Genomic DNA, 9,438 nt, shown 5'->3' with positions numbered 1-9,438 from the left:
TCGTCGAGGTCAGGTTGAACAGGTTCACCCCCGCACTGATGCTCACCGGAGCGGTCAGGATCTGGCCCGTGATCAGATTACCCAGCCGGAACACATTCGTCAGACCTGACAGGGCCGACAAGGAACCCGTTGGGCTTACTAGTTCACTCAGGTCCAGATTGGTGCCCACGCATAAGCTCAGGTTGAGTGGGGGCAGCAAGGGCGCTTCCACGCCTGTTACACTGATGGCCGTGGTAGTGGTACAGCCCAGCGGGGTGGTAGACGTCAGGTTGAACAGGTTCACCCCCGCACTGATGCTTACCGGAGCGGTCAGGATCTGGCCCGTGATCAGATTGCCCAGCCGGAACACATTCGTCAAGCCACTTAAGGCTGACAAGGAACCCGTTGGACTTACTAACTCACTCAGGTCCAGATTGGTACCCACGCACAAGCTCAGATTGAGTGGGGGTAAGATCGGAGCCTCTACCCCAGTAATGGCAATGGGAGCCGTTGTAGTACAGCCTAACGGATTCGTAGATGTAACATTGAAGAGATTGATGCCTGCGGATACAGAGACAGGTGCACTCAGTATGGAGCCTGATCCCAGTACATTCCCAAGACGCAACACGTTCGTCAGTCCGGAAAGCGCTGTCAGGTTCCCGCCCAGGCCGCTCAGATTCGCCGGATCGATGGTTGTTCCCACACACAAACTCAGATTGAGTGCAGGCAATGTCGGACCATTTATCCCCGTCACGGTTACTGGCGTCGTTGCCGTACAACCCAGCGGAGTCGTCGAAGTTACATTGAACAGGTTTACACCAGCGCTAACACTGATTGGGGTACTAAGGATAGAACCCGAACCAAGGACATTTCCCAGGCGCAATACGTTCGTTAGACCCGATAGGGCTGTTAAGCTTCCTCCTAGTCCACTCAGGTTGCCCGGATCGATGGTTGTTCCTACGCATAAACTTAGGCTTAGCGCAGGCAGCGTCAAGGCAGGATTGACCGTTATGGTAACGGGACAACTACCCAAGACGGAACCCACAATGGGCACTACTACGGTAGCCAGATAGGTTGTGGTAGCAGTCGGGGAAACAACATTCGATGTAAATGTATTGACAACATTCCCAAGCGGCCCCAATTCGCTGAAAGTTAATAGACCACCTATGGGTATTCCTGCAACATCCAGCTGGACGGACTGACCTGCACAGATCGTGGACGAAGATGGGGTTAGATTAATAAGTGGTGTTGTACTGACCGTTACCGATGCGGTAGAGGTTACCAGACAAACCGGGCTACTATAGACTGTAACGGTAAAATTATTTACCCCTGTGGGCAGATTGGTAGCGATTGCCGTTGCCGTATTGGCCCCCGTCAATGAAACACCTACAGGCCCACTGACTACATATGTATAATTATCCGCTGGACTGACCGTCGTAATCAACGCGACGGTTTGTCCCTGGCAAATGGCGCTGGGAATAGCCGTTAAGGTCAATGAAGGGGGTACACAGGGCGCATAACCTGCGTCGAACGAGAAATTGTTTACGCCAGCCTGCCCCAGTGTGAAGGTGACCAGACCAGCCGTATTCGGATCTGTATCGATATTATCCGTATTGGTTCCGGTCGCCGAATTCGGTTTGGCACTCAGGCTGGCCGTGCTAAAGCTGGTTGGGAACGCCAGTGTATACGAACTCCCACTGGTGAGCCCCGTCAAACTGTAGACAGAGCCCAGCACATTCGTACCGGTTGCATTGGAGAAGTAATACTCCCCCGATGCATTGGTCGTCACGCTTACAGGCGACGCCAGACCAGGACCACTTAGCGTAACCCTGACACCAGCCAGAGGATTTTCGCCGGGGTCCTGTATACCGTTGTTATTTGAATCCAGCCAGACCCGGTTACCAATCTGAACCGGCGCAAGATTACACATCAGCGTCAGCCCTCCCAGACCGTTGGCTTTCCCATATCCAAGCGCGTCGGACGTATACAGCTCTGCACCGGCCGCTACGTTCGTTGTACTGCTTACGTACGTGGCATTGCCATCTTTAGCGCCTGTAGCATTGATCAGGCGCTTTATCCCCCCCGTATTAAAAATATCCAGAGGGTCAATGGCCGTCATGGCCACTTTAGCACTACCGGGCAACTGGGAAATACCTCCCTGAGAGCTCAATCCGTGGTTTGATGCATTCTGCACCTCATCGCCCCAATAGTATTTACCCTGGCCGGGACCTGCTGTAGCTGATTGTGCCGACGAAGCTGTACTTCCACACAGTGATCCTCCATTTTCTATCGACCATTGTACATCCGTCACATTACACTTTCGGGCACGTAATATCTCACCAGGCGTAATTGCGCTATATAAGGTTGTCGATGATGTAAAAGGCAGGTAATTCTGATACCCCATCTGGTCGCCATATCGGTCCCGTACCCCTAAAATCATGTCGCCGGTTGCAGGCTCGAATTCGATGTCGGTCAACCAGGCCTGCGGGTACGACAGAACCCCATCGCTCCGATCCGTCTGAAATACAGAGGTCCAGGGACGCCAGTATTCGGCGCGGGATTGCCCGGTTCTGTCGGCGTTTGTGGGTGCCTTCTGGTAAGTTAACGGGAAAGACAGCACCGTCGTAAACGAAGATAAGGCCGTTGGGTCAATCGCATAAACGGTAGCACTCAAACCGGCCGTCGACCCATAGGTAGCCGTTGTTGACCCCAGATCTTCGCGCGTACAAACCACCCCAACATATACCTTGTCCCGGTAATATTTGACCGCAAACGGTCGATAACTGCCATTGACGACGGTCCCGCTGGTTGTACAACCGGGGTTCGGAATGGCAATACTCGTGTAAGATTTATCAGCCGTATTGATCTTGTATAAGTTACGATCCTTAAGGTTGACCACAAAAAGGGATTGGTTATCATCCGAAAGATCCATTCCCCCCAGGCTGGTCTTACCGACAGCATCGAAAGCCGCATTATCATGACTGGCCACACTGGTTGAAGTGGGCAGGTCGGTACCATGTGCTTCCGTGGTTGAGGTCACTGCCGAACTACCTACCGTTGTGAAGTTGAAGAACTCGGTTGTATTACCACTGGTAGCTGAGGTTACGTTCGTGACATAGATCGCATTGGGTCCACCAGCGGCAAACCCCACATGCCGCTTTGTAAACGCTGCCGAAAATAGCCTGTTATTGTTTCGGGTATTATCGTAGGCAATTCCCCACACAGCCCCCACTTCGCCAACCGTAGCGTAATCAGTCACTACCTTACTCGTTTCCACAACCGTGTATGAAACACTTACCGTGGCAGGTCGGGCCTTAACGGAAGCTACCGCGTTGACCGCATCTGTGGCGACAAAACAACTGGTTATTAACTGGGGAGAGGTCGATTGACAATAATCGGCCGGATAGTTTAACCCAAAATTGACGTTCGTAGCGCCCCCGTTGACAAACTGTATGGATGTGGCATTACCCGTACCATGAAACCCCTCGTAATCAGGCCCAATAAACCCTGTAAACTCGATCCGATAGGCATTTGTATTACCTACATTTAAAGTGTAGCTGCCCAAGGAAGCAGCCAGTGTACTACTCGTTGTAGAGTTTACCACACTACCACTGGCATTATAGGCTTTAATAGTTACTCCCCCTACACCGGGTTCACCATAGGCGTACGTTCCTGAGGTTGGTGTACTGGTGTAGGCCCCGTCGCTATTGAAGTCGCGAAACACCGTTCCGGTAATGGTCTGGCCCAGACCGGGCACCGATGCAGCTAAACTGACCGCCAGCAAAAGAAATAGCCAGCTTAAGGCTTTTGTAGTAGAAATAGGCATATTTTCTTGGGGTTGCAAGTAAATATTTAGAAGACACGAGCCTTCTTTTCAAAAAATATGCCGTAAAGAGCCTTATATGATTTTATATTAAATTATAGTCAACTAATCGTATTTTCTATAAAAAATTCTTACGCTATTCCATCAATTTTTTAATAAAAAAACACCTCATCAATATTTATACCAATTACAAGTTACCTTATAAATAAATCAATACATCAAAAACAGCATTAATCTACAAATACAGTAAAATCGATAAATTAAATATATTTATATAAACTAAATACCCCTGTTTAATAACCTATATTGATATTTCACCCTATATACCTGACATTCAGCGGCCTTAGCTACTAACCTTTTCCGTAGCAGAGGCCAATACTCGTTTATTTACACGCATCAGTGGTATCTTTTTGCCTGGGTGGGTATACGAATGCTCCGATTCTCAGCACGTAAATTCTGAAAACCGGAGCACCGACATCATCGTTACGATCACTTACTTCCCGATGGTAATCTCTTTTTCTTTGTAGCCACCCCGGGTTGAGAGCAGTTTCACCTTGGCTTTAACCGGACCTGCCTGATTCAGTTTCACCCGGAAGGTGGCTTCTTTCTTCTCGCCGGGCCTGGTATAACCAGCATAAACCGTTTTATCAAACAAGGTGGGCTGAGTGATAATGACCTTTGCGTCTTTGAAACCTTTCAGCAATGCTTTGTCGAAGTCCAGGCTAACCCGATCTTCCTGTACCATTTTCACCCGCTTGGCCTGTTCAAGCGCCACGGGCAATTTGCCGGAGTTGGTCCAGGTAGCTTTTACTTCATACTCGTTGTCGGGCAGTGGCTTTACCGTCACGTCGGTCAGTTCTACCTGCGGAAGATCTTTGGCCATGGCCAGGTTAAACAGCGACTCTCTCGAAATCCAGTTTTCCAGTTGCCAGGCCGGCCCATTCTGCGCAAAGAATTTCGGATGAAAGCCACCGATTTCAACAGCCCCCAACTGCGGGTGAGTAAATTTGGTCCAGAGCTTGAAGCCCTGCTTTTTGTTCGCTTCGTCGTCCCACATCAGGCCATCGTATTCGTCGTAATCGCCATCGCCATCATAGTCTTTCATGGCTCCCCCATTCCAGAGTTCATCGCCATACCAAACGGCCCCGTATTGAAAATACCCAAAATCCGGCCCATGCCCAAAAAGCGGCTCCGGTTTGGAAGGATCGCCAGTTAGGCGGTTCACTTTGTTGCGGGTATTGTACACATCATACACATCACCCGCCCATGGATAATGCGTAAACGACAAGCCCAGACTATCCATATGTTTGTAGATAGCCAGATCGGGGGGGAACATACTTTCGGCGCTGGCCGAGGTGGAGGGCGGACGCAGGTGCATCGGCACGCGGGTATCCATCGAGTTCACGACCGTAATATTCGGATGCCCCATCAGCCAGACAAACGTGGCGCGGGTTTCGGGCTCGCTCAACGGAAATTCGCTGGCTCCGCCCTGAGTATACCCTCGTCCGGTAAAATCGCCCCCCTGATCGGGCCGCCAGTTTTCGGGATAGTTCCGGTGATTGTCCAGCCCACCGATACCGTCTTCGTTGTATTTGCCATCGCCATCATTATCAATCCCTTCGGTATAAACCAGATAGTCGCCCTGCCCAGCCTGAACCCGCTTCATCAACCGACCTGCCTTGTCTTTCGGGTCAATGACGTAATCGGCTTTTTCCAGCTCTTCTTTCGTTACGGCCTTCTTCCGAATCTGATAAATGATGCCGTCGCCGTCCAGATCATCTTCGGCATCTTCGTCCAGCAGGCCATCCCGATCGTCATCGCGGGGGCGCATGGAGCTACGGTTTCGTTGTGCCGTATAGAGGTACATGGTAGCCCCATCGGGGTTATTCTCTGGCCGCAGGTAAATGGATTTGGTATCCAGCAATTTGGTGATGGCGGGGTCTTTTCCGTAGTTATCGAGCAGGTGTTTGGTCAGCCAGAGTACGGCTTCACTACTGGTAACTTCGCCACTGTGTCGGCCCCCTTCAAAATAGGCTGCGGGTTTATCGGTATGCTTGCCCGTTTTCTTGTTGGTCAGCGTCATCTGCAAAATTGGGCGGCCTTCGTAGCTTCTGGCTACTTCATACAGATCGACCAGATTCGGGTATTGCTCGGCCCATTTCCGGCACCAGCTATACATCACATCGGGGGTGTGATAGACATCGAACGTAAGCGTTGCCCCAGGCTCATACTGCACTTCCTTGAACCGATGTTTTTTGAAATAACTGATCCCATGCCGTTCACCTTTTACGGTATATACTTTGCGAGCCGTGTCCTGCTCGGGCCATTTTTCTTCTATGCCATAATACGATTTCTGAGCGTAGGCGGCTCCGCAAATAAATAGAGAGAGTAGTACTGTACTAGTTTGTTTCATGGAAGAGAGGTTGTGAAGAAGCAATATATTGATGATTTTGCGAATGACGAAAACGAACGAATACACACGGGGTAAATCAGTCAATTTGCCAATTAATAATGCAGCAAAAGCCTATTCTTTACTTATTTTATCCAATCGACCAAAGCAGGATGCCCCATGTACCGCTCCCTAAACCATACGTTCGTATTTTTCCTTTTTGCGTTCGAAATCACGTATTTGCCAGTCGATCCGTTCATTTCCTAATGCCCATGAAACCCTGGTTACTGATTGCCTTCCTCTCCTTTTCGTTCGCAGGTTGTTCCGATAAATCTACTAAAAGCGAATCGCCCGAAACTCCGCTTTCAATCGAAGCCAATCCGGGTTCAGCGATGTATGAGCATTCGGAACCCGCATCATTTCAACTCCTGAAAAAAGACAGTACCCAAGGCTGGCAGTATCGAACAGACGAAACGACCTACAAAGTGGTGTATGTGGCTCTGGAAGGAAAAGATACCCAACACTACATCGCCAAATACCGAACCCTAACCGATGGGGCAACCGGCCTGGAAAGCCAGACCCGTAGCATTCAGATTTCGCTCAGTTCGCTGGACAACCCAGGCAAAACGCTATTGACGGCCAAACACGATTGCGACGAACTCACCCTGAACGCCCGAAATTTCCAAACCGTAAAGCATGGCTGCTGCGGCAGTCTCGACGAGGTGAAGCTGTATGATTATCAAAATCGACTGATCATCGAGGGCGACAGTAAACTGATTCCGGCCGAAGTACCCAACCAGTTCACGTTTTACCTATCGTTTCAGGCGGGTGGCCCAGACACCACTACCATTGGAACGGTACACCTGAGCTACAGCAGTGCAGAAACGTATCATATTCAAGTTAAAGCCTCAAAACCAGCATCCGAAAACTGCGGCCCGGTCGTTCCGGCTTTAAGCCTCCGGTCAACGAGCAAAAAGGATTCGTACAACGAAGGACTGAGTCAGTATGACCTCTGGTCGCTGGAACACAGCACCTCTCCAGAACAGGTCAACGGCTTAACCATTCGCGCCAATTTCGACTGTGACCCCGCTATCGGCCTTATCGAAATCCCCATCATCAACGGCCGACCGTTTGGAAAAGCTGATAAAAATCAGGTGTATTGGGTGAAGGGGAAATAGACCATTTCTTTAAAGATTTCCAGAAGGGTTTTACAGACTTAATTTTAGCTTGATACGAACCAATTAAGCCAAATTAGTTTAGTTATTTTGGGGCATATCCCTAAACCTATGCATAAGAAAATCTCCCCAACGCTATCCCGACGGGATTTCACCGCTGGCCTGATTTCGGCGGGCATCGTGAGCCATCCGGTCGCTGAATCGGTCGACACATTACTGAACCCAATGGCCAGCCATTCCGACAAACTCGTTATCTATCAGATTTTTACCCGCCTGTTCGGTAATCAGAAAACCTTAAACAAACCCTGGGGGAGCCGCGATGAAAACGGGGTTGGGAAGTTCAACGACATTACGGCCAAAGCTCTGAACGAACTGAAAACGTTTGGCATTTCGCACGTTTGGTACACGGGCGTAATCGAACACGCCATCATGACCGATTATTCGGCCAACGGTATTCAACGGGATAATCCGCTGGTGGTGAAAGGCCGGGCGGGGTCGCCATATGCCATCAAAGATTATTACGATGTCAACCCCGATCTGGCAGTTAATGTAACGAACCGGATGGCCGAGTTCGAGGCCCTGCTCAAACGCTCGCATGCGGCTGGCCTGAAGGTCATTATCGATTTTGTTCCGAACCATGTGGCTCGTCAGTACCACTCGGATGCCAAACCGGCTGGCGTTCAGGACCTGGGGCAGGGCGACGATACCACAAAAGCCTTTTTGCCTAACAATACTTTTTATTACCTGCCGGGCGAACCGTTTCAGGTTCCCGATGGAGTCCATATTCCAGATGGATTATCGATGGGTCCTTATGTCGAAAATCCGGCCAAAGCAACGGGCAACGATGCCTTCAAAGCCAAACCCGCCCTCGACGACTGGTACGAAACGGTGAAGCTCAACTACGGAATCGACTATGCCCACAATCGCCAACCCCGCTTCGACCCCATCCCGTCGACCTGGGTCAAAATGCGGGACATTCTGCTGTTCTGGGCTAAAAAAGGCGTCGATGGGTTTCGGTGCGACATGGCCGAGATGGTGCCGGTGGAGTTCTGGGGCTGGTCCATACCCCAGGTAAAAGCCGCCCGGCCCGGATTGATCTTCATTGCCGAAATCTATAACCCGAAGCAGTACAGGGCGTATATTCAGCAGGGAAAATTCGATTACCTCTACGACAAAGTAGGCCTGTACGATGCACTTCGTCGCTTGATGGAGGGCAAAGGCAGTACCGAAGACATTACGAACGTCTGGAAAACCGAGTCGGGCGACATTTCTGAACACATGCTGCGGTTTCTGGAAAATCACGACGAACAACGCATTGCGTCCCGATTCTTCGCGGGCGATCCCTGGGTAGCTGTACCTGCCATGACCCTCTCTGCCACCCTGCATACCGGGCCAGCCATGCTCTATTTCGGGCAGGAATTGGGGGTAAATCCGACAAAGGCCGAGGGGTTCCAGGGCGACGATGGCCGCACCACTATTTTCGATTACTGGGGCATACCCGAATACCAGGCCTGGGTCAACAAAGGAGCCTTCGACGGAGGCAAATTAACCCCAGACCAACGGAAGCTTCGCCAGTTTTACCAGCAACTGATTCAGCTTGTAAACACCAGCGATGCCATACGAACCGGCAGTTTTTACGACCTGCAGGCCAGCAATAACAACGGCCAACGTTCGGGCTATGATAATCAGCGGCTCTATAGTTACCTGCGCTTTTCGACCAAACAAAACCTCCTGATTATCTGCAACTTCGACAAGCAGAAAACCGCCACTACAACGGTACAGATTCCAGCCGAAGCGTGGAAGGCCATGAATCTGTCGGGCTCGCAACCACACGTATTTCGGGATATTTTTCGAACAAAAACCCGGATTACCGCCCGCACTAGCGTTCCGGTTACTCTACCTCCGCTCGGTGTATTGGTTTTGGAAATTAAATAGCGTAATTTCTGCAAAGGGCACGAAGGTAGTTGGCCAATCCACTCCCATCGGAGTCGAATGTATTAGCGTACATGATTTCTACAAACATTCGACTCCGATGCGGTATATCATCATGACTTCCTAAAATTCCGGGAGTC

4 protein-coding genes are annotated in these 9,438 nt (G+C 50.5%); 2 read left to right on the top strand and 2 right to left on the bottom strand.

Features of this window, described 5'->3' with window-relative positions; all coding sequences use genetic code 11:
* The coding region (locus tag B153_RS0126190) for an SdrD B-like domain-containing protein (protein WP_026262472.1) at nt 1-3,805 on the bottom strand (3,805 nt) is incomplete at its 3' end.
* A 490-nt stretch (nt 3,806-4,295) separates the two neighbouring features.
* On the bottom strand, nt 4,296-6,215 hold the full coding sequence (locus B153_RS0126185; protein WP_020599720.1) for a M14 family metallopeptidase: 1,920 nt from the start codon (nt 6,213-6,215) through the stop codon (nt 4,296-4,298).
* 248 nt (nt 6,216-6,463) lie between these two features.
* On the opposite strand from B153_RS0126185, the gene B153_RS0126180 reads away from it, so the two are divergent.
* Together B153_RS0126180 and B153_RS0126175 are read left to right on the top strand one after the other, a co-directional pair.
* Entirely contained in the window at nt 6,464-7,369 is a 906-nt protein-coding gene (locus tag B153_RS0126180; protein ID WP_157634863.1) for a hypothetical protein, read from the top strand.
* Between the two features lie 108 nt (nt 7,370-7,477).
* Entirely contained in the window at nt 7,478-9,301 is a 1,824-nt protein-coding gene (locus tag B153_RS0126175; protein WP_020599718.1) for an alpha-amylase family glycosyl hydrolase, read from the top strand.
* The last annotated feature ends 137 nt before the right edge of the window (nt 9,302-9,438 follow it).

Origin of the sequence: Spirosoma panaciterrae DSM 21099, from assembly GCF_000374025.1 — a bacterium.
In the GTDB taxonomy this organism is placed as follows: Bacteria; Bacteroidota; Bacteroidia; order Cytophagales; family Spirosomataceae; genus Spirosoma; species Spirosoma panaciterrae.
Note: the sequence above shows the minus strand (reverse complement) of the source record. Positions and strands in the feature narration are given on the sequence as shown.

Excerpts from the sequence above, each read along its gene's own strand:
- B153_RS0126185 (WP_020599720.1), bottom strand. The coding sequence starts at position 6,215 with ATGAAACAAACTAGTACAGTACTACTCTCTCTATTTATTTGCGGAGCC.
- B153_RS0126175 (WP_020599718.1), top strand. The coding sequence starts at position 7,478 with ATGCATAAGAAAATCTCCCCAACGCTATCCCGACGGGATTTCACCGCT.
- B153_RS0126180 (WP_157634863.1), top strand. The coding sequence starts at position 6,464 with ATGAAACCCTGGTTACTGATTGCCTTCCTCTCCTTTTCGTTCGCAGGT.